Here is a 24301-nt window from a genome sequence, read left to right as displayed (position 1 = left end):
CACTTTTTTTCATCTTTGTGGTATAATAAAGGTATATTGGGAGGGATAGCATGTTTGATAAATTAAAATTGCATCTAATGAATGAAGCAGGAGGCCTTAACACACTTGGCAGAGTAGCGCTAGCAGCCTTGTACCTAGTCATCGCCATAGTCGTGATAAAGGTTATAGGTATAATCATCGCAAGGCTTGCAAGAAAGAAGTACGACAAGCTCAGAGCCATCGACGCGAAGAGAGTTAAGACAGTCCTTAGCGTTATGAAGAGCTTCGTTACGATCATTATAATATTTACCTGGTTTCTGTCAGCTTTAAGGATATTCGGAGTCAACACCTCAGCCATCATCACAACAGCTGGGATAGGCGGTATCGCAATCTCCTTCGGGGCCAAGAGTCTTGTTGAGGACATAATCAGCGGCATCTTTCTTATGCTTGAAGATAGCTTCGTGATTGGCGACGACATCACAGTTGCGGGCAAAACAGGTATAGTTGAGAGGATAAGCCTGCGCACAACGACTATACGCGACTACAACGGCGAGTTGCACGTTGTGCCTAATGGCGAGATCAGAGTCGTTACTAACAGGAACAAGAACATACAAAGAGCGCTGATCAACGTGCCGATAGCCTACGATGCAGACGCGAAGAAGGCAGTAGATCTTTTGACCGAGGCGCTAAAGCCAGTTAACGACGACCACGCCGTGATCGAGGATGTGAGCGTGTGGGGCATCACCGACTTTGCATCTAGTGGTATAGTGATTACTTGCGCTGCCAAGACTATACCTGGTGAGCAGTGGAGAGTGGAGAGAGTGATGAGAAGCGTTGCTTTAGGTGTTTTAAATGAAAATAATATTAGGGTGCTAGATAAGAGCATTGTAATTGATAAATAGTTATAGCCATCGCGTTCGTGCTAAGCACCAAGGTTCTCGACCGTTAGGTCGAGGTTCTTCAAATTGCGCCTTACGCTTGTTCGCTTTTATAATATCTCAATAGTGAGAAAAGATATGTTCCAAAAGCAGCGCCTTTCTTAATCAATATAAATACGAAGCATTTTAGTGAGAAAATTGTTATTCACGAGCGCAGCATTCGGAGAAAACTGTTTTAGTGAGAAAAGATATGTTCCAAAAGCAGCGCATTGAGACAAATTGCTTCAATTGCTTTGCGTAGGACGACGGCCATAAATCCATCTAGTGGAGCGTAGCGGAACGAATATGGATTTATAGTCGGACAAGCTTAGCAATTGTCAATTTGGTGAACTAAGCTGCGTGGAACTATCTTTTTGATGTGTAAGCTTAGAAATTATCAGTTTTCGTAGACCAGCAAGCGAAGGAAAACAATTTTCGATGTGCAATTGTCAATTTGGTGAACTAAGCTCTGGTGGAACTATCTTTTCGATGTGCAATTGTCAATTTGGTGAACTAAGCTCTGGTGGAACTATCTTTTCGATGTGCAATTGTCAATTTGGTGAACTAAGCTCTGGTGGAACTATCTTTTCGATGTGCGAAGTCCCATGCTTTGACTATCTTCCAGAGTAAAAAGATTAAATATTGACAAAGTGAATAAAAAAATATATATGGAGGTGTATTCTATGATTACTTTACAAAAGTGGGGCAACAGTCAAGGTATAAGACTTCCTAAAGTTTTACTAGATGAACTTGGTTGGAGTGAAAACGACGAGCTTTCAATAAGCAAGGACAAAGACAAGATTATCATACAAAAGCATAATAAAAGAAAAAAGCATAGTAGAGCTTTTTGATGGATACAAAGGTAATTACAAGAGTGAAGAAATTGATTGGGGCGAAACAAAGGGTAATGAGCTATGGTAAAACAAGGAGAAATAATATAAACAAGAAAATGGTCGGAGCAATCCGACCATTTTCTTATATATTATTCATCTATTTCTTCGCCAAGTAAATACTTCTTCCCATCTTTCTCCCACGCAACGCAAGAGTCAAGATTAATATTCATCGCGCTGTTCAAAATGTTTCTCTCCGCCATGTCGTTCTTCGCCATAAGCTCAGCTACAAGGTCCTTGATCTCGTAGCGAATATTGCCACTTCTCTTCTTCGTAACAGAGCAGGCGCAGTCCAAAGCCTTAAGGTCGCTCCTTTTGAGCCAGCGTCTTATGTCATCCTCCCTTATGTAGTACATAGGCCTAATTAGCTTTAGACCTTCGAAGTTTTGGCTGTCAAGTATAGGGCGCATGGTCTTGAAAGTGCCAGCGTAGAGCATATTCATAAGAGTCGTTTCAACCACATCATTCATATGGTGACCCAAAGCCACCTTGTTACATCCAAGCTCCTTGGCCTTGCTATACAAAGCACCGCGGCGCATACGAGCGCACATGTAACACGGGTAGTCACCCGCAAGCTTCTCCGCCACCTCAAATATGTCCGTCTCAAAAACTTCTAAGTCTATGCCTAAAAACTTACAAAGCTCCTCTAGCTTGTCCCTGTTCTCCTTAGTAAAGCCGGGGTCCATGCTCACGTAGCACACGTCAAAGTTAATGATCGAGTGCTTCTTTAGCTCCTCAAACATCTTCGCAAGTAGGATCGAGTCCTTGCCGCCACTGATAGCGACCAAAACCTTGTCGCCTTCTTCGATGAGATTAAAGTCGTTTATCGCCTTAAGAAACTTCTTCCACAACTCCTTGCGGTAGCTCTTGATGATGAAGCGCTCAATCCCTTTTTTGTCAATGCTATACATTATATGTGATTAGAGAGTCGACCTTGTAACCATGAAGCTTGTCGCGGCCCTTAAGATCAGTAAGTTCAATCAAAAATTCAAACGCAACAATCTCGGCACCCATCTTCACAAGAAGGTTCTTCACAGCCTCAACAGTGCCACCAGTTGCTAGAAGGTCATCAATTACAACAACCTTAGTTCCCGGCTTAATCGCATCCTTGTGAATCTCGATAGTGTCAGTACCATATTCCTTTTCATACGAGAAAGACTCAGTCTCAGCAGGAAGCTTGCCCTTCTTTCTAACAGGAATGAAGCCAAGACCCATCTTGTAGCTAAGAGCGCAGCCAAGCATAAAGCCCCTCGCCTCAGGACCCACGATGTACTCAGCGCCAAGTCCCTCTATATTTTTTTCTAATTCATCGATAGCGCATCTGAAAGCGTCCTTGTCCTTCAAAAGAGTTGTTATGTCCTTAAAAGAAATACCTTCCTTTGGGAAGCCTTCGATTACCCTAATAGTGCTTTTTAAATCCATATTATCACCCAAAGGGTATTATATCACTAATTCTTGATTATGGCAATCGTTTTCGTATATCTTGGCGAATGGTATAGTAAAGGGGCTAATATATGAGAGGCGAGGTACTATATAAGAAGCGAGGTACTATATGAGAGGCGAGCTAATATATATGAAGCGAGGTGTTATATAGGAGACTGCTATGCATAGGAGAGGCGGGATGTGACTATCCACTTTATCATAGTACGAAAATAACAAAATTACATAAGATATATCTTATATTGCTTGCAAAAGTTCTTATAAAGAAGTATAATATTAATAAGAAGATTTTAGTGTGATAAAATCATATAAGAAGAAGGAGGAATATTATGAAAAAGATTAGAAAGATCTTTTCGATGGTATTAGCACTTATGATGCTAGTAGGCTTGATGCCGACAAATATAGCTGCTGGGGGGGTGCATTTAAGTCAAGTACAAAGCTTGGAAGTATTGTAGTTAAATCGCAAAACGGTTACCAAAGCGAAACAAAAGTAGTAAGCTTAACACCAAGTTTCAACTCAGATACAAGAAATTATGAGTTGCAACTAGACCAAGACAGAAGATATATTGTTATTGAGACAGAAAAGGCTGATATAGATCAAAGCTTAAGATTGCTTGTTGATGGAGAGGATTTATACAGACCTGGATACACTTCCTGGAAGTATTATTTAAATGCAGGTGTAAACGTATTTGTAATTGAAGTTACATCAGCAGATAAAAGATATAAAGAAAACTACACAATAAAAGTAACAAGAGGAGATCCTAACAAGGCTCATACTGTTACAGTAGTAGATGGTACTACTAGTTTAAAAAGAGTTTTTGAAGGCGAAGGTGTTCACCTAACACCAGAAGATCGTTCGGCTAGAGGAGAACAATTTTTCAAGTGGAAATTTGAAGGTCTTGGAGACATAAAATCAAGTAGAGATGCAAAGAAAACAATTACAATTAAAGACACGGATGTAAAAGCTACAGCAACTTATATGACTGATAAAACTAATCCTTATTTAAAAGATATTAAAGTAGGAAGTAAAGAGTCAAGTGGTATTAATTGGGATTATTATGACTATATACCAAAATTTTCAACTTTAGAAAATAGTTATGAAGTGACGCTAGTTAATAATTCTGCAGATGTTGTTGTATTAATGGAATGTCCAGATTCAAATCAAAACATAGAAGTTACATGCGGAAATGAAAAACTAGAAGTTAAAGATGTTGAAGGTGGAAAATCATTTACTAGCTCTATTGGTGAATATATTACTAAAAAATTTATTATAAAAGTAAAAGCAGCAGAGGGTGACGAAGGATATACTTATTATTTGAAAGTTAGAAGATGTCCTGTAGAAATAACTCCAGAAACTATTAATGTTGGATTTAGATCTGGCGAAGGATCTGGAATTATGTATGATAGCTCTGCCCCTAAGAACTCAACTTTTAAAGCACCACCTTGTAAATTTAAGGCTCCAAAGAATAAAGAGTTTGATAAGTGGAGTTACAAACTTGGAGAACAAACTCTATACGCAAAAGAAGGAGATGAAATAAGAACAACAGATCAACATCTTGTTCTAACAGCTATATGGAAATTAGTAGCTAATCCAGAACCAGAAATACCAAGGACAGAATTTGACACATTTGCAAACTCAAACGGCGGATTTAAGTGGTTTAAATGCAAAACAGCAGACGGAAAAGATAAAAAAATAACACCAGGCACTAAAGTTAAAGTATCATACAAGTTATATGACACTAGCGAGTTAGATAAAATAATTGTATTTAATGAGAAAAATGAAACTTTCGACTTAGTAAATGATGAATTCATAATGCCAGCATGCGACGTAACAGTAAGATTTTTATCTAAGGCTAAAAATTTTAAAATTAAATATACAGAATCAGAATTTGGAACTTTTGAAGAGAGCCAAAAAACAGCAACATATTACAGTGGCGTTTCTGTAAAAGTAAATGCAAAGCCAGGATATGAAATAGATAAAATAACTGTTAAAGCTAGCAATGGAGAAAATGTATCTTTAACAGGCGACTCTTCATTTTTAATGCCAGCATGTGACGTAACAGTAACAGCAAGTTTCAAAAAGATAATATATGAAGTAAAGTATATAAATAAAGAAGACAACCAAACTATTAAATCACAAAAGGCAACAGTAGATGATGAGGTTACACTAAAGTACGATATACCAAGAGGTTACAAAGTTAATACCTTAACTTTAAGTCCTGAGAATGAAGACGATAGAGAAAAATATTCTATAAGTGTTATTGACGGAAAATTCAAAATGCCTCCATGTGACGTAAGGATTGAGATTGAATTTGTACAAGTCGAAACAGATACAGAAGATGAGGTAGAAACTGTTAAAGTGACATTTGTTAAGAATGGTCACGGAGCTAGTCCATCGACTGTAGTGCAATATGTAGCAAAGAACTCTGAGGTTCCAGGAATCGATGGCATGAATGACACAAAATATGATTTTGTTGGCTGGTATACTGATAGCCAATGCACAAATAAGTTTATTGGAAATATAACAGAGCCGATAACACTATATGCTAAGTGGGAATTAAAGCCTAATGAATCAGAAGATGATCATGGTAATACTGGTAGTGGCGATGAAGACCATGGCGATAACGATGAAGACCATGGCAATGATCCAGACCCAGGACATCAAGACCCAGATCCAAACCCAGACCCAGAACATCCAACTCCAACTCCAAATCCAAACCCAAATCCAATTACTGTAAGCTTTAATATGATGGGTAGAGGCAATCAAGTACCAGCTCAAACTGTAAAAGAAAACGCAAAAGCATTTAAGCCACAAGATCCAAGTGCTGCAGGATACACTTTTGGCGGATGGTTCACTGAGTCAACTTTGACAAATAAGTTTGATTTTAATACACCTATAACTAGAGCTATAACACTATATGCTAAGTGGACTAAGAACGCGGACACACCTATCAACCCACCAACACCAAGACCAACAGAAAAGGGATACCGCATCTTCTTCGACAGACTATACAACGGTGACGCATGGACATTAACAAGAACAGCTGAGGAGGGCGAGTGGGTTCGTATATTCACAAGACCAGACCCTGGCTACGAAGTTTATAGCATAGTGGTTAGGGATGCAAGACAAAGAATCATCTCTATAGACAGTGAAACTTTCGTAATGCCTGACAGCTACGTAAGTATCGATGTTACATTTAGAGACATTTACTCATACAGACCAAGCTACAGAGACGACGAGAGGGTATATAGACCTCAAAGAGAAGAAAGAAAAGTTGAGAGAAAAGCTGAAGCAAAGGAAGTAAAGAAGGAAAGTAAAAAATTCGTTGCTTTGAAGGCTATATTAACTGAAGGCTCTAGCGACCTTGTTCAATACATTGGCGACATCAAGAACGTTGTCAAGATGAATATCGCGCCATATATTAAGAACGGTAGAACTATGCTTAGCGTTAGATATGTATCAGAAGCTTTAGGCTTTAATGTAGAGTGGAACCACGCAAGCAGAACTGTTATCATTAAGGATAAGGAAAACAGAGTCGAGATACCTGTTGACACTAACAAGATTATTGTTAATGGACTTGCTACTCTAAGTGATGTTAAGCCTGAGATGAGAAATAACAGAACTATGCTACCGATTGCGAACATTGGAAGGGCGCTTGGCCTTGAAGATGGTAAGGACATATTCTGGAACCCTATCACTAAGAGCGCAAGCATCACAAGAAACATTGAAGTTAAATAGTTAATATTTATATTGAAGGTCCGCTGCCTTGTCAGTGGGCCTTTTTATATGTATACAACTAGACTTAGTGGTGTATCTATGAAAAAATTAAAAATTTTAACAAGATAGAGTAATTAGCTCTTGTAAATCTCTTGATAAAGGGGTATAATAGTGTTAAGAAGGAACGGTATAGGACTTTCTAAATTATATCTACAATTAGGAGGTAGTAGTATGAAAAAGATAAGAAATATTTTATCGATAGCATTAGTCTTTGTAATGCTTATAGGCTTCGCTCCTGTGAATGTATTTGCTGGGGAGACAGGAACTCAAACTCCAGCACAAACTAATACAGGAACACCACAACAACCACCAGCAGTTGACCCTGTAGCAAAGGCTAAAGAAGAAGCTAAGACAAAAGTTGATTCTTTAACTTATTTATCAACAGAAGATAAGAATCGTGCACTAGGAACAATTAGAGATGCTCAAACTGTAGATGAGGCAAAAAATGCAGCTAGCGAAGCAGAAACTAAAGATAAAAAAGCAGAAACAACAGCAAAAGAAGCGGCTAAGACAAAGGTTTCTAACGACCCATATTTATCAGCAGAAGAAAAACGTGTAGCAACTGCTGCAATCGAAGGCGCTCAAGATAAGGCTGTATTAGATAGAGTAGTTGCAGATACTAATAGATTATCTGCAAACAATAGAGATGCAGCAACAAGAAAGAATATAATTATAAAAGATTCATCATTTGGATATGCAGAAGTAAATGTTAATCCAGCTGTTGTTGGTCAAACAGTAACTGTAAAGGCTTATCCAAACAGTGGCTATGTTGTTGACAGTATTGTAGTAACAGATGCATCTGGACATGTTCTTGATTTAAGAAATTTCGAATACAAAAACTACTACAATGAATATCCATACTGGTACGGAAGATATGGCTACAAGTACTCTTACAGATACAACTTCTACGACTACAGACGTTGGTGCTACGACACTAACAGCACTGTACGTAGCTTTAGTAACTACAAATATTGGTGTAGGTTAAATAATTACACTGTAGATGAGGATGATTATGATGATTTCATCTACTGGTATGACAGATATGACGATGATGATTATTATAATTGGCGTTATGATCGTAGTTACACTTACTATGACAAGGCTGACTTTACAATGCCAGAGAGCAATGTAACAGTTACAGTAACATTTACAAGTGCTCCTTACTGGCGTGACGGATATTACTACGACAGCAGAACTGGAACTTACAGACGTTACTACGATGATGACGACTATTATTATTACAGATATCGCAGAAACAAAAAGTCTAACTACTACGAAAGACAAGCTAAAGCTGATGAGGAAGAAAATGACAAGGCTGAGGAAGAAAAGAAGGCTCCTGTTCTAAAATCTGAATCAAGGGCGGTTATCACTATCGGCTCAACTATCCTTAACAAGGCTGACATGAGTGGCCAATCCATCATGGCTATGGACGTTGCTGCTTATGTTAAGGACGGCAGAACTATGCTTCCAATAAGATATGTTGCTGAGGCTCTTGGCTTACAAGTTTCTTGGGTTAAGGAAACTAGAACTGTTCTTATTTGGGACGGTATAAACAGAATTGAAATCCCTGTTGACACTAACAAGATGATCGTCAACTCTGTACCATATATTAACGATGTTAAACCTGAAATGAAGAACGGAAGAACTATGCTTGCTGTTGCAAACATTGCTAGAATGTTAGGCCTTCAAGATGGTCAAGACATTACTTGGGATGCTGGAAAGCAACAAGTAACTTTCGTAAGAAAAATTTACTCTAAATAATTTAAAAGTCCTAAAGGGTCCGCTGGGTTCGCCTGGCGGATCTTTTCTATTGCATTAAATATGCTAATGAAGTATAATGATGACAGAAGTGTAACTTCAATAAAGCTACGTTAAGGAGGAAGTAGTATGAAAAAGATAAGAAATATTTTAGCCATCGCCATGGCTTTGGTATTATTAGTGGGTCTTGTGCCAATGAAGGACAATACGCTTGTGGCTAAGACTAAGGAGATTGATAAGGTAGTTATAGAAACTAACTTTAAAGATGTTTATGGCATAGGTAAGGAGATTAAGCCTGTCGATGTGAAGGTTCTTGAAGGAGAAGTTGATGTTAAATTTGAATGTTGGACAGGTGAAGGAAAGGTACTTAAACCACCATATCATGGTGAGGTATTTAATGCAGGCGGGGAATATAGGTTCTCAATAGAGCTTATCCCTAAGGCTGGTTATGATTTTCCAAAGGGTAAGATGTTTTCATATGATACATCAGATAAACCATCAAAGTGGGCAGACTTTGTCTATGATGGTATTCAAGCTGGTCTTAAAGAGATGTTCGGAAATAAGTCTATACACTACACTTTTTTAGCGGAAGACTATGTAAAGGACTTAGCTTTAGATAAGCAAGTAGAAAAGACTGAAGAAAAGCCAGTAGAAAAAGTAGAGCTTGCGCCACTTGCAGATAATGAACTTAGAGCCGTTATCACTATAGGCTCCAAGGCTATTAACAAGGTGAGTCTTGCAGGAGAAAACAAAACTGAGATGGACGCAGCAGCATACATTAAAAACGGTAGAACTATGCTTCCACTAAGATTCGTTGCAGAAGCTCTTGGCTTAAGCGTTGAGTGGGTAGGAGAGACAAGAACAGCCATAGTTCAAGACAGTCAATACAAGGTTGAGATCCCTGTTGACACAAACAAGATCATCGTTAATGGCATAGAAACTACAAGCGACGTTAAGCCAGAAATCGTTAATGGCAGAACTATGCTAGCAGTTGCAAACATCGCAAGAGCCCTTGGCCTAGAAGATGGCAAAGGCATAGTATGGGACGCAGCTACTAAACAAGTAACACTTACAAGAGCCATTAATCAATAATATATAAGAAAGATATACAAGGTCCGTGGGCTATACTCACGGATCTTTTTTTCTGTTGCAATAAATGTGCTAATGAAGTATAATGATGACAGAAGTCTAACTTCAATAAAGCTACATTAAGGAGGAAGTAGTATGAAAAAGATAAGAAATATTTTAGCCATCGCCATGGCTTTGGTATTATTAGTGGGTCTTGTGCCAATGAAGGACAATACGCTTGTGGCTAAGACTAAGGAGATTGATAAGGTAGTTATAGAAACTAACTTTAAAGATGTTTATGGCATAGGTAAGGAGATTAAGCCTGTCGATGTGAAGGTTCTTGAAGGAGAAGTTGATGTTAAATTTGAATGTTGGACAGGTGAAGGAAAGGTACTTAAACCACCATATCATGGTGAGGTATTTAATGCAGGCGGGGAATATAGGTTCTCAATAGAGCTTATCCCTAAGGCTGGTTATGATTTTCCAAAGGGTAAGATGTTTTCATATGATACATCAGATAAACCATCAAAGTGGGCAGACTTTGTCTATGATGGTATTCAAGCTGGTCTTAAAGAGATGTTCGGAAATAAGTCTATACACTACACTTTTTTAGCGGAAGACTATGTAAAGGACTTAGCTTTAGATAAGCAAGTAGAAAAGACTGAAGAAAAGCCAGTAGAAAAAGTAGAGCTTGCGCCACTTGCAGATAATGAACTTAGAGCCGTTATCACTATAGGCTCCAAGGCTATTAACAAGGTGAGTCTTGCAGGAGAAAACAAAACTGAGATGGACGCAGCAGCCTACATTAAAAACGGTAGAACTATGCTTCCACTAAGATTCGTTGCAGAAGCTCTTGGCTTAAGCGTTGAGTGGGTAGGAGAGACAAGAACAGCCATAGTTCAAGACAGTCAATACAAGGTTGAGATCCCTGTTGACACAAACAAGATCATCGTTAATGGCATAGAAACTACAAGCGACGTTAAGCCAGAAATCGTTAATGGCAGAACTATGCTAGCAGTTGCAAACATCGCAAGAGCCCTTGGCCTAGAAGATGGCAAAGGCATAGTATGGGACGCAGCTACTAAACAAGTAACACTTACAAGAGCCATTAATCAATAATATATAAGAAAGATATACAAGGTCCGTGGGCTATACTCACGGATCTTTTTTTGCCTATAAAGAACTTGACAAGCTGGCCGCTTTATACTATAATAGTTAAGTCAAGTTAAGAAACTTTGTGAACAATCAGCGTGGAGAGATGGTTGAGTTGGTTGAAGGCGCTCGCCTGGAAAGCGGGTATACGTGATTAAGCGTATCAGGGGTTCGAATCCCCTTCTCTCCGCCACGTGCTAGTTGGGAAGGTAGCGGCATCCTGTAACCATAAATCCGCTATATATGGAATGAATTCCCGACCAGAGGGCGTCTCCTGTAGGGTCTGCCCACAATAAGAGGTGTTGAACGAAGGGTTCTTGCGCAACATAGATCATATGAACCTCGTCAGGTCCTGGCGGAAGCAGCGATAAATATGTATCTGTGTGTGCCGCGAGGGTGCCGTTCGGGAGCTGTCTGTTGTGGTAACGCTTATAGGTGATTTTCGAAGTCGGGTGCACTACATAAGTAAACAAAGGTCCAGCAAACGCTGGACCTTTTTACTTAGGATTTCGCATTCAATTTGCGCATAGAACTTGTTCGCTCGCTTCCTCCCTCAACGTACCCCTTAGTACGATGTCGGTCGGTCGCTCGTTCCACTTCGTCCTATGCATCAAATTGCTTTGCAAAATCCCGCGTATATGTATATAGATGAGATAGGTGATAGTATTTTGATCCAGCTAAGAAAAACAATTAAATCAACAAATTTGATATCACTGAATAATTTTGCGATGAAAAGAAGAACCTCGTCAATGCTAACGAGGTTCTTTGCACTACGATGGATTGCTATAATTAGATTTTTTGACAAGCGTTTGAACGCAATAATTTTCTGGTGTATAAATATTTATTAGATATAAAATATGTAATTTGATCAAAATAAGTATAGTGTCAATTATATTAACAACATAAACAATATTAATACTTTTTTACAATGGAAGAAAACGTTTTTGTGATGAAAAGAAGAACCTCGTCAATGCTAACGAGGTTCTTTGCGCTATGATGGATTGCGTTTGTTTTTACAATCAATTTATGTATTTAGAATTAGATGCAATTAATACTCCGCGTATTTCGCAGAGCGATGAAGAACCTTGTCCTAACGCACAAGAACCTTTACGCTATGCTGGATAAGGCGCAGCATAACGAACGAACGACTGAGGTGTACTAAGGGTACTCCGCAAGGAGTAAGTGAGCGCGCGAGCCTTAGGCGCAAATCGAATGCGAAAGAAAAAAAGAGAGAGCTAAATGCTCTCTCTAATTTCTTTGGTCGGGGTGAGAAGGTTCGAACTCCCGGCCCCATGGTCCCAAACCACGTGCGCTACCAAACTGCGCTACACCCCGCCGAATATTACCTACCTATTATACCTTTTGATATAAATTCTTGCAAGCGCCGTTATATCTTTTTTGCGTGATATATCTTTAATTATTGTTGTTTTTCTTCTATTATCTTCGATTTTTACATTATTTATTTTTTCCTAATATATGCTGCGTTTGTTTCAACTTGGTTACAATTTCGTCTTTTTTAACAAAGTGCATCTCTTTTGGTATATAATAGAGGTACGATATGAAAGGAAGGATACAATGAAATTAAAACGCTTTGCAAGTATCGCACTTAGTGCTACGCTTGCTTTATCAATCTTAAGTCAAAGTTCTTTTGCGTATATAATTAACGAAGAGAGAAAGGACGAGTACTTGGCTAGTGGTGTACAAAGGTCGCACATCGAAAGGTTCACATCTGAGGGCTGGCAAAACTTCAATGTCTTGACCATCGATACGTCTAATCAGATGAATGAGATCAAGGCGATCTTCAACACTGACGGTCTTATCCACAGAACTAATGTCAAGGACATGGTCTCGGTGCACGGTGCTGTTGCTGGGGTCAATGGTGACTACTTTAACTATCAACCGCTTCCGTCGACTTTGGGTCTTATTGTCAATGACGGCAAGCTTATAAGTACCACTCAAGAGGGTGCGAACAACTTGCCTGTCTTCTACCAAGGAAGTGCTGGAGATGCGCATGTTGGTTTTATCACTCAATCTGTTGATGTTATAAACCCTCTAAGCGGGGAGAAGTATCACATAACTGGTGTGAATAAGGCTTTCCAAGGCTACAAGTACATGAGCCTTCTAACTAGGGATTGGAACACTAAGAGTTTCGGTGCTAAGTCTAGTAATATGACTGAGGTTCTTGTTGTGAATGGTGTTGTTGCGGATGTAAGGACTAACGGTGAGCCATTTGACATACCAGCTGACGGCTACGTTCTTAGCCAAAATGACTCTCCACTTGCTGGTCTTACTCTTGGCACTCCTCTTGAATTGCAAGTTTCTTCGAGTATAGACCACAAGGGACTAAAATTTGCTATGGGCGGCGGCTCTATCATCTTACAAGATGGTGTAGCGACTGCAACTAATATTGTTAATAAAGGAAGACATCCTAGAACTGGTATAGGTGTTTCACAAGACTACTCCAAGATAGTCATCATCACAGCTGATGGTAGAAACGGCTATGCGGGTCTTAGCCAAAAGGAATTCGGCGAGCTTTTCAAGAGTTTTGGCTGCTACAACGCGCTTAACCTTGATGGCGGCGGTTCGACTACCATGGTCAAGAATACTAAGGCGATGGATGGAGCTAAGATTATAAACAAGCCTTCGGGCGGCACTCCAAGATCTGTTGTATCGGGAGTTGGTGTATTTTCTAAGGATACCGCAGGCGCTGTTCAAAGGATCGAGCTTGAGCTTGACTCGGATAAGGCCTTTCCTGGCATACCAGTTAACTATAGCATTAAAGCGTACGATGCAAGGAACAATCCTGTAAAGGTCGATGCTAATGGCATTATGGCATCTGCTACGAATGCTACTTGCACAAATAACTCTGTGATCGGCACAGCTGAAGGACTAGCTGAAGTGACTGTTAGCTACCAAGGCATAGCTGCCACTAAGACTATGGAAGTTTTGTCAGAGCCTGTTGAGCTAAGAAGCTCGATCGAGAGCATAAACGCAAAACCTGGCGACAAGTATACTATAGGTGAGATTATAGGTCTTGATAGACTTGGACGCAGCGCAAAGATTGCACCATCTAGCATCACTTTCTCCATCTGGGGCAAGATTGGTGCGATGAATAAAAATGTCTTCACTGCCTCATCTAATACTGGCTTCGGCTATATTACCATGGGCTTGGGGACTACTTACAAGAACATCCCTGTGACTATAGGCTTTAACTCAAAGCCGCTTGTGGACCTTGAAAACCTTAACAATCTTAGGGCATCAAGCTATCCAGCTGACAAGGTTAAGGCTAGCCTTGCCTTATCAAAGGACGCAAAGAGTGGAAAGGCCGCGGTTGAACTAAGATACGACTTCTCGAAGCTTGACGACTCGAGAGCCGCTTACATGAGCTTTGCAAAGCCTCTTGTTTTAGAAGGTAAGCCAAAGAGACTTGGTATATGGGTTAAGGGCGACGCCAAGGGTGCTATGCTTAAGGCGACTATCAAGGACAGCGAAGACTTTATTGAGCAAATCAGCTTTACTGAAAAAATTAACTTCAAGGACTACAGATATCTTGAGGCAGAAATTCCTGACAACGAGGCATATCCATACTCGCTTCTTAATATATACGTGGGCAGCTCCAACAACTCTGCCATGGTCAAGTCTAAAGTCATTATCGACTCGATCGACCTACTATATGAGCACGTATTTGAAAACGCAATCGATAACTCCTCTGTCTTGGAAGATGAGCAAAAGGGCTTTATACCTAAGACTGTAGGTGGAGAGTACCTTGTAGTTAGTGGCTACGACGCAGCTCAAGATAAAAACTTCCAAGGTGCGAAGGCTGCCATCATAAATAAGCTTAACAGAGTTGACTCTGCGGTAGTTTTGTCAAACTATGACGCTGCTTTCAAGAAGGCCATAAACAAAAACCTTCTTAAGAACGCGGACACATTCTCGACAAGCGCAACGACAAATGCCTTCATCTTGAACCTTAATACAAAGAAGAGATCGCTAAGGCTGTCGGACGCTAAACAGTGGAACTACATCAAAGAGAGCCTTGCCAATATCACGCAAAACAACGTTGTAGTGACTACGACTAGTCCAATCTTCGGCAAGGGTGGCTTTACTGACAAGAAAGAAGCAAGGCTATTGCACCAAAAGTTCAAAGAGCTCTCCGAGATGGGTAAGAACGTCTACGTTGTATCTGGCTCTAACGAAGCATCACTTAAGATACTTGACGGCGTAAGGTACATCAAGGTCTTCAACAAGTCTATCAAGTCGAAGGCAGACCTTGTGAAGAGAGGCTACGTGCAATTTACTTTCAACCCTGATAGTAGTAGCTACATGCTTGCAAATTATTAATATGGCTTAGAGCATATACAAAGTAATATATAAAAAAAAGAACTGTGTGAGAGCAGTTCTTTTTTTGTGCGTCTTTCATTGTAAAAATTGCTTTTTTGTGTTAAAATTAAACTAGCTAAGTATATATCTTTATTGGGTATATACTTATAAAGGAGTGAATACATTGAATAACAATAGAAAGAATAACAAGGGTAAGGGACCGAAGAAGTCCTTGATCTTTTACTATATAGCCATACTCATCATCGCATACTTAATCAACACATTCTTTATAAGGGACATGGTGGCGAAACCACCTGTTAAGAAGGTTACATACGATGCCTTCCTTAAAGCGATTGACGTAGGCGTTGTTGACAAGGTGCAAAAGATGGGAGGCAACATCGTCTTTCAGCTTAAGCCGGATTACATCGCCGTGCACGATGAGAAGAGCGGCAAGTATAAGTTTGAAAAACTTGAAACTAAAAACAAAGCTAAGGATAAAACAAACGAGACTAATAAGGACAAGCTTGAAAATGCACTTAGGCCGCAAGAGGAGCCTGTAAGGGTATTCATCACTGGCGAGTGGGACTATGCAGGTCTTACTGAGAAGCTTGAGGCGAAGGGAGTCCACTTCGGTAGTGAAATCATCGAGAAGCCATCGATATTTATGAGCATACTTGGCTTCTTATTACCTATAGTAACCTTCATCATCATGGCTCTGATATTATCCAAGATACTTTTCAAGGATATGGGAGGCGGACTAGATAAGTTCGGCTTCGGCAAATCGGGTGCCAAGGTATATGTTAAAGGCAAGCAAAAGAAGACCTTCGAAGATGTCGCAGGTCAAGAGGAAGCGAAGGAGATGCTCCTTGAGATAGTCGACTTCCTGCACTACCCTGAAAGGTACGCCAAGATAGGCGCGAACCTTCCTAAAGGCGCGCTACTTGTAGGACCTCCAGGAACAGGTAAGACGCTACTTGCACAAGCAGTTGCGGGCGAGGCTGATGTGCCTTTCATCTCTATATCAGGTTCGTCCTTCGTAGAGATGTTCGTAGGACTTGCAGCCAAGAGGGTCAGAGACTTATTCAAGGAAGCACAAGAGAAGGCGCCTTGCATCATATTCATAGACGAGATCGACGCCATAGGTAAGTCGCGTGAAGCAAGTTTCTCTTCAAATGACGAGAGAGAGCAAGCACTTAACCAACTACTTACTGAGATGGACGGCTTCGACTCTAAGAAGGGTATAGTAATCTTAGCAGCGACAAACAGACCAGAAGTACTAGATCCTGCACTACTTCGTCCAGGCCGATTTGACAGGCGTATACCAGTAGAGCTACCGGACCTTAACGGCAGAATCGCCGTTTTGAAGGTGCACTCTAAGAACATTAAGATGGCCGACGATGTAGATTTTAAGAAGATAGGTCTACTTACTGCTGGCGCATCAGGAGCCGACCTTGCTAATATTGTGAACGAGGCGGCACTTAGAGCGGTTAGAAACAAAAGAGATTATGTAATACAAGAAGACCTCCAAGAGTCTGTAGAAGTAGTCATAGTCGGCTACCAAAGAAAGACTATGATTATATCGAAGAAGGAGCGCGAGATGATCAGCTACCACGAAGTTGGTCACGCGATAGTTGCTGCGGTGCAAAAGAAGAGCGCCCCAGTTGAGAAGATCACAATCATACCGAGGACTTCAGGCGCACTTGGCTACACACTGCAATCCGATACAGAAGAGAAGTTCCTTATGGACAAGGAAGAGCTATTCAATATGATGGTTACAGCATCAGGTGGTAGAGCCGCTGAAGAGATAGTCTTTGGCGAGATCACTACAGGTGCAAGTAACGACATAGAGCAGATCACAAACATCGCAAGGAACATGGTTATGCGCTACGGTATGAGCGACGATTTCCCTATGATGAGCCTTATGAGCGAGGGCAGCCGCTACCTTGGAGGAAGGGGCGAGCTTACTGCGAGTGAGGAGACTTTTGCTAAGGTTGATAGCATAGTTAAAAAACTCATTGCGGACGCTTACGAAAAGGCGAAGGAGATACTTCGTGAGAACAGAACTAAGCTTGATAGCATTTCAAAATTCCTTATCGAGAAGGAAACCATCAGTGGAGAAGAGTTTATGAAGATCTTTAACGAGAGTGATGCTAAAGAAGCTGAAGAAAATTCTGATAGCGAGGAGCCTATTAGCACAGAAGAAAATACTAATAGCGATGAGCCTATTAACACAGAAGAAGATACTAATAGTGACGAGCCTATTAACACAGAAGAAAAAACAAAAGATGACGAGGCTAGCAAGACAGAAAATATTGACGATACTAATGAAGAATATAAGGAGTAGATAGTGAGGTAGATTATGAGCTATATACTAATAGTTGACGACGAAACAACGATAACTGACATTATCGAGTTTAATTTACAAAAGGAAGGTTTTGAAGTAAAGTCGGTTCACGACGGCAAGGAAGCGCTGCTTTCTGTTAGTGAGAAGGAACCCGACCTTATGCTTTTAGACGTGATGATGCCTGAGATGGACGGTTTTAAGACGCTTGAACTCTTAAGGCAAAAGTACAAGTTCCCGATCCTTATGCTGACTGCGAAGGAAGAGGAGTCTGACAAGGTAAGGGGTCTTGAGCTAGGTGCGGACGACTACATCACAAAGCCATTTGGCATTCGTGAGCTTATAGCGAGAGTCGAGGCGAACCTTAGACGCGTACCAAAGTCAAAGCCTGCTGTGACATCCATTGAGCTTGGTGACATCAGGCTCGACCTTACCATATTACAAGCATACAAGTACGATAAGCCAGTTGAATTAACTCTACGCGAGTTCGAAGTCTTAAAGTATTTAATGCAGCATCCAAACGAAGTATTCTCGAGAGCACAGCTGCTTAAAGATGTTTGGGGCTACGACTATGTTGGCGATGTAAGAACTGTCGACGTAACTATCAGACGTGTGCGTGAGAAGATCGACGAAAAGGTAGACGACGACTACAAGTACATCAAGACAAGAAGAACTATGGGTTACTACATCTCAAATGAAGTTTAATTCGATAAAGTTCAGGTTTGTCATCATTTACGCATCACTAGTACTCTTCGTGCTAGTGAGCGTTGCTGCGTTCATAGTTACAGGACTTGAGAACGAACTGATGAAGGGCCTAAAGGACGACATCAAAAAGCAGGTTGAGACGATGACATCAACCTCGAGATACTTCACGAAGGAGAACTGGTCCGACGAGGACACCATAGAGCACATACAAACCGTTATTAATGAGAACAGATTCAATGCCGATGAGCTAGTCTACGTTATAAGTAACGACAGCTACCCTGCTGTAATTGCAGGTAATGATGAGAAGACGAGGTTCATAGTCGGAAAGAACGCCTACGACGTGGACTCGATAAACCAAGCAATGCTACTTGAGGCACTAAAGGGTAACCTTGCAGAGAACACCATAGGCGATGGCATAGACCTAGACGTCCACCTAAGCTACCCCGTTGTAACAGACAGAGGTCAGGTCAAGGGCGTTGTCTACGTAATCAGCTCTACCAAGATGGTCGAGGCGACAGTAAAGAAGGCAAGGCAGCTACTTACTGTAATCAGTATCGCAGCCATCTTTGTGACTATACTTATCGCATATCTACTTGCCGCGTCCATAGTTTCGCCTATCAGTAGCTTAACTCAGAAGGCAAAGAGACTTGCAGAGGGCGACTTTACACAAAGGGTTGAGGTAAGGAGCAATGACGAGATAGGTAAGCTTGCGTCCATGTTTAACACTCTAACTGGAGAACTGAACAAGACCATTAGCGAGAAGGACTTGGAGCAAAAGAAGCTCGAAACCATATTTACAAACATGACTGAGGCCATCATCGCGCTAAACAGTCAAGGCGAGCTTATACATGCGAACTCTGTTGCACAAAAACTTATTGACATAGATATCAAGAGGGACGCGCAAAGGTACTTCAACCTCGACAAGGTGGGTCTATCGTCGATCAACTTCGACAATCCATACACTCTTGAAGGCGAGGAAGAGATAGAGCTTAAGGGCGGTGTCTACAAGATGACCTACGCTCCATTCGAAAACGAGGACTATAGTCTTGGCGGCATCATCATTATGTTCCAAGATATAACTAAGGAGCACAGACTTGACAATATGCGTAAGGAGTTCGTTGCCAATGTTTCGCACGAACTAAAGACACCTATCACGGCGATAAGGTCCTACTCAGAGACGCTGCTTGAAGGCGGAGTGCCTGAGGAGTTGCAAAGTAAGTTCTTAGGCGTTATCGAGAAGGAAGCAGACAGGATGAACAGATTAGTTCTTGACCTACTCTTGCTATCGAATATCGACTACAAGAAGGGCGAGGACGTAAAGGCTGTGTGCATGAATGAGAAGGTGAAGGACGCCATAGATAAGCTTAAGATACTAGCTGACGAGAAGAAGCAAAAGCTTATCTACACAATCGCCTCTGAGCCTATCATGGCTTTAATCGATCTAGACGCGCTTGAACAGATCATCACTAACCTTATATCAAACGCGATCAAGTATACCAACGAAGGTGGCACTATAGAAGTAAAACTATATTCAGTACTTGGCAAGGCACACCTTGATGTCATTGATAACGGCATAGGTATACCTGAGAAGGATCAAAAGAGAATCTTCGAACGCTTCTACAGAGTTGAGAAGGGACGCTCGAGGAAGATGGGTGGAACAGGTCTTGGTCTATCCATCGCTAAGGAGATGGCGAACGCATACAAGGCAGACATAGTCTTCACATCGAAGTTTGGTATCGGCTCGACATTCACATTTTTAATCAGCGAATACAAAGAAACAAAAGTGTAACATTTATTTAATACAACTGTAATATTACTTCCAACCTTTCTATGTTATAATTGATATAGATAAGGAGGGAAGGTATGAAAAGAGTCTTAATCTTTATTTTATGCCTTTTCATATTCACAAGTGGATCAATTTCTTTTGCAAAAGATGCATATGTATTTAGGGTAAAAGCGCCCGATCATGATATATATTCGACTATTGACGAAGTATTACTTATCAACGGCAGTGCACCGAGAAACACAGAGGTCGAGATTAAGCACTCGCTAAAGGACTTAAGCTACAAGGAATTCGAAAGCTACAAGGACAAGTATCCTAAGCTTGACGACTTTACTAAGCACTTCGAGGAAGAAAAGATCAAAGACGATGGATATGAAGAGCTATCAAAAACAAGTATAAGTGTTGGATCACTAGGCATATTCTCCAAGAAGCTTACTCTTATGAAGGGTCTTAACAAGATCGTAGTAAGTGACAAGGACAAGATGCAAAAGGTTTTCTACATATACTTAACTGACGCGGATAAGCTAAGTGAGAGTATAACTTTTATGAAGACCATCGATCTAATAAAAAATTTGAGATAGGAGGAGCTAGATTGAGAGAAAGAATCAAGACAGCCCTTCTTTTTTTCTTGATTATTTTTGCCATATTCTTAAGTTCGAAGCTATGGCTCGACTTTTCAAGTGAGAGGAAAGACTCCATTGAGGCAAAGGAGAAAGAGAAGGTAGAGCTAAAGGACTACATCAGTGCTGAGACTGCTATAGTCAGCTTTGCAAAAGACAAAAAAACCGTTTTAGACAACCCTGGGGAGCAAGGACTCTTCCATAGTTTCAAAGGGCTTTTTTCTGATGTCTTTACGAAGAACGACTACAAGGTCTCACTTATCAGCCAAAATGAGTACGAAAGCTTGATCACTAGCTCAAGATGTGTTGTCTTCACCTTTATCGATAATTTCCCGCTAAGGCTTATTGCCAGAACCTTCAACATCATTGAAAAGAACAACTTTATAGATAACGATAAAAACATAAAAGAGGTCGCAGTGCTTTTATACAGCGGCACAGCCATATTCAAGACCGACACATCCATATACAAGCTTACAGGTCTTAACACGTCTCTTTCACTTGCAAACTCCATAGTATCAAATCTTGAACTTAAGCCAAACCTTGCCTACTACTACAACGCATCGACCCTACTTGGCGAGAAGAGCCCCTTATACATTCCGTATCAAGATGAGTTCGCAAGCTACATCTTCGACGAGTACACAGAGGCACACGACTTCGATATACTCGAGCGTGACAATGCTAGGAGCTTTGCGCAAAGATTTTTTGACAAGGAGTTTAAGTATCTAAAGGAGATTGAGGAGAAGGATTTCTCCAAGATATACAGCTACGGCTCAGAGGTAGTCAAGCTTAAGTACGACGGCTCCATAGAGTACTTCGACCCGCTTAAGAAGATGCACAAGGAGAGAAACCTTCTTAAGTCGATAGAGACCGCGATAGCCTTCTTGCAAAACGACATCATGGAAGAGCACGCACTTAAGCTATCCAAGATAGAAGAGATTACAAGCGAGGACAAACTTGGCTACAGAATCAGCTTCGACTACTACCTAGATGGTATGAAGGTCTGCTACGAGAAGGACTCCGATTACTACGCATCAGTAGATGTCTTCATGGACGAAGTGCGCTTTGCTACAGTTAATAAGGCAAGCTTCAACAAGTACTCCGCCGAGGCCTTCTATACAAAGAACATACTTGATCTTATAGAAAAGAAGGCAAGCGTTTTCCATCTTGCGCCTGATGAGAACCCACTCAAGGCCATAAACAAGATAAGCATAGTCTACCTGGTAAGAAGAGAAGAGAGCGTACTAGTACCTATGATTAGGATAGACACAAATAAGGCGTACTACATCTTCGATGCGAAGACATTTGAGCTGATAAAGGAGAGAGATTATGAACTGGAACAAAGCTAAATCCATACTCCTAATATGCTTTATGCTCATAGACTTGGTGCTTCTTACTATGTATGTGAAAAAGACAAAGGAGAGCACGAAGGATCTATCCATGGACAAAGCAGATGTGGTAGAGATACTAGAGGGACAAGGCATCAAAGTGGACGAGAAAGAACTCAAGGAAGGCGGCGAGTACAAAGGCTACATACTTAAGTACTACGACTTCGACCTTGATAAGATAAACAAGAACTTTTTTAATGGCGAGGCAGAGCTTGACGACAGATACGATCTTAAACTACTCATAAAGGACGAGAAAAGCGTCTCGCTATCGCAAGGAACACTTTTTAGCTACATGGACGCATCCGAGATAGAGAAGTATCCGGATATGAACCTAGAGAAGGCAGTAAAACTTGCAAACGACTTTATGAAAGAGAAGGAGCTACTTGTGCGCGGCACTACCTTTGATGGCGCCTACAAGGACGAGGACAGCTACCAAGTGCACTTTGCAATAAAGTATGAGGGTAAGTACCTAGAGAACTCCTTTATCAACTTCACCATAGACAAAAGAGGAGTCAGAAGAGTCGACGCGATGTGCCTAGAGTACATCAACACAGAGGACGAAGACTTTACACTTGACGCGGTGAAAGACAAGATACTTTCCATCATCGATAAGCCCGAAGTCAAAGGCAAGAGCATAGACAGAGTAGACATGTGCTACTTTATCGACCAAGTGACACTAGACCAAGCAAGCGAGCTTAAGATCACAAGGCTTAGAGCAGTACCGCACTGGAGGATAACCTTCAAAGACGGCTACAAGATGATACTTTAACGAAGGGACAGATATGAAAGATACAGTAAAATTTTGCTCATTGAGCTCCGGCAGCTGCGGCAACGTAAGCTACATCGAGTACAAAGATACCAAGCTACTAGTCGATGCAGGACTCAACGGAGTTACAACAGAGAATGCACTAAAAGAGATTGGTGTCGACATCAAGGACATAGATGGAGTCGTACTAACACACGAGCACAGAGACCACGTGCAAGGCGCAGGCATACTATCGAGAAAGTACGGCCTAAAGATATACGCAAACGAGAAGACCTACCTCGCATCACTACCGCGCATAGGCTCAGTTAAAGAGAGCATGGTTCATGTTTTTGATGGAGACTTCGAAATTAAAGACATAGGCATAAAGCCATTTAAGATATATCACGACGCCTACGACCCAGTTGGCCTCGCCATATACACAGGCAGTAAAAAAGTCAGCATACTTACAGACACAGGCCTTGTCGATGATGAGATAAAAGACGCCATAAAAGACTCAGACATCTACTACATCGAAAGCAATCACGACACAGAGATGCTCGAGAGAGGTCCATACAGCTACTACCTAAAGAATAGAGTGCGTTCAAACGAAGGACACCTCTCCAACATGCAGGCAGCAGATCTGATTAAAGATTCACTCAAAGACAAAAACGAGCTAGTCTTCCTAGCGCATCTCTCACACGAGAACAACACAGAAAAGCTAGCCTACGTCACAGTCTATAGAGAGCTACTTAGCTCGGGCAGAAAAGCAGAAGACTTTAGACTAAGAGTCACACATAGATTAAAAAGAACACTGCTATACGAGGTGGATTAAATGCTGAAAATCGATATGATAGTCCTAGGTAGGATCAAGGAAAAATATTTAAACGAGGCCATAGACGAGTATAAGAAGAGACTCTCACGCTTCACAACACTCAATATTATAGAGCTCAAAGACAGAGACAAACCCGATAAACTCTCAGACGCCGAGCTAGAAAAGATTATAGATGAAGAGTCAGAAGAGATACTTGCAAGAGTGGATGAGACAAGCTACATCATCACACTCGAGATAGCGGGAAAGCTGCTAACAAGCGAAGAATTCGCAGAAAAAGTTAAAGAGGTAGCAGTCAGTGGCTACTCCAAAATCACCTTGATTATAGGAGGCTCAAACGGCTTTAATAAGAAAGTCTCAGATAAAGCAGATTTAAAGCTAAGCTTCGGCAGAATGACCATGAATCATAAGCTGATGAGAGTGGTTTTGATGGAGCAAATTTTCCGCTGCTTCAAAATTATAAATGGTGAGGCATATCACAAATAAGTTTATAAATTAAGAAAGGATAGAGATTTTATTTTTCTCTGTCCTTTGTTTTTGACTAAATATATAATTTTTAAAAAGTATTATTTGCGCAATAAACTGAACAAA

18 protein-coding genes, 2 tRNA genes and 1 other RNA gene are annotated in these 24301 nt (G+C 40.9%); 18 read left to right on the top strand and 3 right to left on the bottom strand.

All coding sequences use genetic code 11. The features are described from left to right. Positions 1 to 50: 50 nt before the first annotated feature. Both KO172_RS02265 and KO172_RS02260 read left to right on the top strand, forming a co-directional pair. Positions 51 to 881 carry a mechanosensitive ion channel family protein gene (locus KO172_RS02265; protein WP_215491945.1) on the top strand — a complete coding sequence of 277 codons (831 nt, stop codon included), beginning with the start codon at positions 51 to 53 and terminating at the stop codon, positions 879 to 881. Between the two features lie 698 nt (positions 882 to 1579). Beyond that, positions 1580 to 1747: an AbrB/MazE/SpoVT family DNA-binding domain-containing protein gene (locus KO172_RS02260; protein WP_251320107.1), complete on the top strand. Its 168-nt coding sequence runs from the start codon at positions 1580 to 1582 to the stop codon at positions 1745 to 1747. 131 nt (positions 1748 to 1878) lie between these two features. Here KO172_RS02260 and KO172_RS02255 read toward each other — a convergent pair whose 3' ends face one another. Next, positions 1879 to 2697, bottom strand: a complete 819-nt coding sequence (locus KO172_RS02255; protein ID WP_215491944.1) for a tRNA 2-thiocytidine biosynthesis TtcA family protein — start codon at positions 2695 to 2697, stop codon at positions 1879 to 1881. Beyond that, on the bottom strand, positions 2690 to 3208 hold the full coding sequence (locus tag KO172_RS02250; protein WP_215491943.1) for an adenine phosphoribosyltransferase: 519 nt from the start codon (positions 3206 to 3208) through the stop codon (positions 2690 to 2692). The genes KO172_RS02255 and KO172_RS02250 overlap by 8 nt, the downstream gene beginning before the upstream one ends. 347 nt (positions 3209 to 3555) lie before the next feature. Between KO172_RS02250 and KO172_RS02245 the strand changes: the two genes are divergently transcribed. From KO172_RS02245 to ffs, 7 genes are all read left to right on the top strand, one after another. Continuing rightward, complete coding sequence (locus tag KO172_RS02245; RefSeq protein WP_309557730.1) at positions 3556 to 3681, top strand: hypothetical protein; 126 nt, start codon at positions 3556 to 3558, stop codon at positions 3679 to 3681. Positions 3682 to 3764: 83 nt separating this feature from the next. Then, positions 3765 to 6965 (top strand): stalk domain-containing protein, encoded by a 3201-nt coding sequence (locus KO172_RS02240; RefSeq protein WP_215491942.1) that lies wholly within the window; start codon positions 3765 to 3767, stop codon positions 6963 to 6965. Positions 6966 to 7175: 210 nt separating this feature from the next. Then, the gene (locus tag KO172_RS02235; protein ID WP_215491941.1) at positions 7176 to 8765 is read left to right on the top strand and encodes a copper amine oxidase N-terminal domain-containing protein; all 1590 of its coding nucleotides are present in this window, start codon (positions 7176 to 7178) and stop codon (positions 8763 to 8765) included. Between the two features lie 126 nt (positions 8766 to 8891). After that, positions 8892 to 9854 (top strand): copper amine oxidase N-terminal domain-containing protein, encoded by a 963-nt coding sequence (locus tag KO172_RS02230; RefSeq protein WP_215491940.1) that lies wholly within the window; start codon positions 8892 to 8894, stop codon positions 9852 to 9854. A 132-nt stretch (positions 9855 to 9986) separates the two neighbouring features. Beyond that, the gene (locus KO172_RS02225; protein ID WP_215491940.1) at positions 9987 to 10949 is read left to right on the top strand and encodes a copper amine oxidase N-terminal domain-containing protein; all 963 of its coding nucleotides are present in this window, start codon (positions 9987 to 9989) and stop codon (positions 10947 to 10949) included. A gap of 133 nt (positions 10950 to 11082) precedes the next feature. Further along, positions 11083 to 11175: transfer RNA gene (locus KO172_RS02220), tRNA-Ser, on the top strand. Then, positions 11175 to 11442, top strand: an RNA gene (gene ffs, locus KO172_RS02215) — signal recognition particle sRNA large type. The genes KO172_RS02220 and ffs overlap by 1 nt, the downstream gene beginning before the upstream one ends. A gap of 798 nt (positions 11443 to 12240) precedes the next feature. Here the strand turns inward: ffs and KO172_RS02210 are convergent. Next, positions 12241 to 12317, bottom strand: a tRNA-Pro gene (locus tag KO172_RS02210). 240 nt (positions 12318 to 12557) lie between these two features. On the opposite strand from KO172_RS02210, the gene KO172_RS02205 reads away from it, so the two are divergent. The 9 genes from KO172_RS02205 (at position 12558) to rlmH (ending at position 24196) form a co-directional block, all read left to right on the top strand. Further along, positions 12558 to 15323 carry a phosphodiester glycosidase family protein gene (locus KO172_RS02205; RefSeq protein ID WP_215491939.1) on the top strand — a complete coding sequence of 922 codons (2766 nt, stop codon included), beginning with the start codon at positions 12558 to 12560 and terminating at the stop codon, positions 15321 to 15323. Positions 15324 to 15486: 163 nt separating this feature from the next. After that, positions 15487 to 17646 carry an ATP-dependent zinc metalloprotease FtsH gene (ftsH, locus tag KO172_RS02200; protein WP_215491938.1) on the top strand — a complete coding sequence of 720 codons (2160 nt, stop codon included), beginning with the start codon at positions 15487 to 15489 and terminating at the stop codon, positions 17644 to 17646. Between the two features lie 15 nt (positions 17647 to 17661). After that, positions 17662 to 18348 (top strand): response regulator, encoded by a 687-nt coding sequence (locus tag KO172_RS02195; protein WP_479680626.1) that lies wholly within the window; start codon positions 17662 to 17664, stop codon positions 18346 to 18348. Beyond that, on the top strand, positions 18338 to 20137 hold the full coding sequence (locus tag KO172_RS02190; RefSeq protein WP_215491937.1) for a HAMP domain-containing sensor histidine kinase: 1800 nt from the start codon (positions 18338 to 18340) through the stop codon (positions 20135 to 20137). The genes KO172_RS02195 and KO172_RS02190 overlap by 11 nt, the downstream gene beginning before the upstream one ends. A 74-nt stretch (positions 20138 to 20211) precedes the next feature. After that, positions 20212 to 20712, top strand: coding sequence for a hypothetical protein (locus tag KO172_RS02185; protein WP_215491936.1), 501 nt, complete (start codon positions 20212 to 20214; stop codon positions 20710 to 20712). Positions 20713 to 20723: 11 nt separating this feature from the next. After that, positions 20724 to 22097, top strand: coding sequence for a hypothetical protein (locus KO172_RS02180; RefSeq protein ID WP_215491935.1), 1374 nt, complete (start codon positions 20724 to 20726; stop codon positions 22095 to 22097). Next, positions 22078 to 22905, top strand: coding sequence for a two-component system regulatory protein YycI (yycI, locus tag KO172_RS02175; protein ID WP_215491934.1), 828 nt, complete (start codon positions 22078 to 22080; stop codon positions 22903 to 22905). The genes KO172_RS02180 and yycI overlap by 20 nt, the downstream gene beginning before the upstream one ends. Before the next feature lie 13 nt (positions 22906 to 22918). Then, positions 22919 to 23713 (top strand): MBL fold metallo-hydrolase, encoded by a 795-nt coding sequence (locus tag KO172_RS02170; protein WP_215491933.1) that lies wholly within the window; start codon positions 22919 to 22921, stop codon positions 23711 to 23713. Then, positions 23714 to 24196: a 23S rRNA (pseudouridine(1915)-N(3))-methyltransferase RlmH gene (rlmH, locus tag KO172_RS02165; RefSeq protein WP_374047638.1), complete on the top strand. Its 483-nt coding sequence runs from the start codon at positions 23714 to 23716 to the stop codon at positions 24194 to 24196. It begins immediately after the preceding gene. Positions 24197 to 24301: the final 105 nt, after the last annotated feature.

Source organism: Fenollaria sporofastidiosus (genome assembly GCF_943169635.2).
Lineage (GTDB): Bacteria > Bacillota > Clostridia > Tissierellales > Peptoniphilaceae > Fenollaria > Fenollaria sporofastidiosus.
The sequence above is the reverse complement of the archived record's forward strand: the minus strand, read 5'-3'. Positions and strand labels throughout refer to the sequence as shown.

What these genes read in the sequence shown, in the direction of transcription:
- KO172_RS02205 (WP_215491939.1), top strand. Translation starts at nt 12,558, where the DNA reads ATGAAATTAAAACGCTTTGCAAGTATCGCACTTAGTGCTACGCTTGCT.
- KO172_RS02190 (WP_215491937.1), top strand. Translation starts at nt 18,338, where the DNA reads ATGAAGTTTAATTCGATAAAGTTCAGGTTTGTCATCATTTACGCATCA.
- KO172_RS02265 (WP_215491945.1), top strand. Translation starts at nt 51, where the DNA reads ATGTTTGATAAATTAAAATTGCATCTAATGAATGAAGCAGGAGGCCTT.
- KO172_RS02185 (WP_215491936.1), top strand. Translation starts at nt 20,212, where the DNA reads ATGAAAAGAGTCTTAATCTTTATTTTATGCCTTTTCATATTCACAAGT.
- KO172_RS02250 (WP_215491943.1), bottom strand. Translation starts at nt 3,208, where the DNA reads ATGGATTTAAAAAGCACTATTAGGGTAATCGAAGGCTTCCCAAAGGAA.
- KO172_RS02245 (WP_309557730.1), top strand. Translation starts at nt 3,556, where the DNA reads ATGAAAAAGATTAGAAAGATCTTTTCGATGGTATTAGCACTTATGATG.
- KO172_RS02170 (WP_215491933.1), top strand. Translation starts at nt 22,919, where the DNA reads ATGAAAGATACAGTAAAATTTTGCTCATTGAGCTCCGGCAGCTGCGGC.
- KO172_RS02260 (WP_251320107.1), top strand. Translation starts at nt 1,580, where the DNA reads ATGATTACTTTACAAAAGTGGGGCAACAGTCAAGGTATAAGACTTCCT.
- KO172_RS02230 (WP_215491940.1), top strand. Translation starts at nt 8,892, where the DNA reads ATGAAAAAGATAAGAAATATTTTAGCCATCGCCATGGCTTTGGTATTA.
- KO172_RS02195 (WP_479680626.1), top strand. Translation starts at nt 17,662, where the DNA reads ATGAGCTATATACTAATAGTTGACGACGAAACAACGATAACTGACATT.
- KO172_RS02255 (WP_215491944.1), bottom strand. Translation starts at nt 2,697, where the DNA reads ATGTATAGCATTGACAAAAAAGGGATTGAGCGCTTCATCATCAAGAGC.
- KO172_RS02235 (WP_215491941.1), top strand. Translation starts at nt 7,176, where the DNA reads ATGAAAAAGATAAGAAATATTTTATCGATAGCATTAGTCTTTGTAATG.
- rlmH (WP_374047638.1), top strand. Translation starts at nt 23,714, where the DNA reads ATGCTGAAAATCGATATGATAGTCCTAGGTAGGATCAAGGAAAAATAT.
- KO172_RS02225 (WP_215491940.1), top strand. Translation starts at nt 9,987, where the DNA reads ATGAAAAAGATAAGAAATATTTTAGCCATCGCCATGGCTTTGGTATTA.
- yycI (WP_215491934.1), top strand. Translation starts at nt 22,078, where the DNA reads ATGAACTGGAACAAAGCTAAATCCATACTCCTAATATGCTTTATGCTC.